The organism is Streptomyces scopuliridis RB72, from assembly GCF_000718095.1.
GTDB classification, from domain to species: Bacteria; Actinomycetota; Actinomycetes; order Streptomycetales; family Streptomycetaceae; genus Streptomyces; species Streptomyces scopuliridis.
On record NZ_JOEI01000072.1, the window covers coordinates 1 to 974 of the forward strand.

Here is a 974-nt window from a genome sequence, read left to right on the forward strand (position 1 = left end):
AAAGCGTGATTTGTGGCGCGCGAACGCCCGCATCCCAACTGTGGGCCGGTACGCGCCGTAAATCATGCCGTCCGGACATGTACCTCCGGAGGCCCCGGCCCCCGGCACCACGAGACCCCAGCCCCGTCAGCCCACGAGCAGCAGCACAATCAGCACGATCAAACCCGCCGCCGCCGGCCCCAGCACCTCGTACGCCCACCGCACCGTCGGCTCCCCCTGCGCCGCCGGCCGCGACGCGGACCGCTCCGCGAACTCGCGAAGATCCGCGACCGTACGGTCCGCCTGAGCCATCCGAACCTCGGCCGCACCGACCCCCGCACCGACCCCCGCACCAGCCCCCACACCGGAACCCGCACCGGAACCCCCACCCGCAGACGCCGACGCGCCCCGCCCCTGCACCCGGTTCGCCCGCTTGCGCTGGCGCAGCGAGACCGGGACCGCCCACAGCTGGAACTTCCGGCCGTCCTCCGTCAGCGCCTCGCACGAGAACTGGGCCCGCACGGTCGAGACCGCCGCCCACGGCAGCGTGATCGTCCGGAACGGGTTCCTGATCCGCAGCCGGTCGGCGTTCGCGTAGACCGCCGGGCGCAGGCTGAACGCGATCACGAGCGGTACGAGGAACAGCATCGCGGCGAGCGCCAGCCACGGCGTGCTGCCCGTCCCGCGGAAGAGCGCGTCGCCGCCGATCCAGAGAATGATCGCGAGCAGCAGGCCGCCGCCCACGATCCCGCCGGCCGACCGGAAGACGCGGTCGGCGTAGGTCGGCTCGGTGGGCTGCTCGGGGCTCGTCATACGTCCGATTCTGCCGCATGGCCGGAACACACCTCCACGCCCCCGGCAGGGTCCGGCCTCGGCCACGCCCGCCGCAGGGTCCGGCCTCGGCCACGCCCCCGGCAGGGTCCGGCCACGCCCCCGGCAGGGTCCGGCCACGCCCCCCGCAGGGTCCGGCCTCGGCCACGCCCCCGGCCCGAACC

At 74.6% G+C, this 974-nt stretch carries 1 protein-coding gene; it reads right to left on the reverse strand.

The window, feature by feature from the left end; all coding sequences use genetic code 11:
• Positions 1–126: 126 nt before the first annotated feature.
• On the reverse strand, positions 127–792 hold the full coding sequence (locus IF11_RS0136005; protein WP_030356017.1) for a PH domain-containing protein: 666 nt from the start codon (positions 790–792) through the stop codon (positions 127–129).
• Between the last annotated feature and the right edge of the window lie 182 nt (positions 793–974).

Coding starts and splice junctions, on each gene's coding strand:
- IF11_RS0136005 (WP_030356017.1), bottom strand. CDS start 792: ATGACGAGCCCCGAGCAGCCCACCGAGCCGACCTACGCCGACCGCGTC.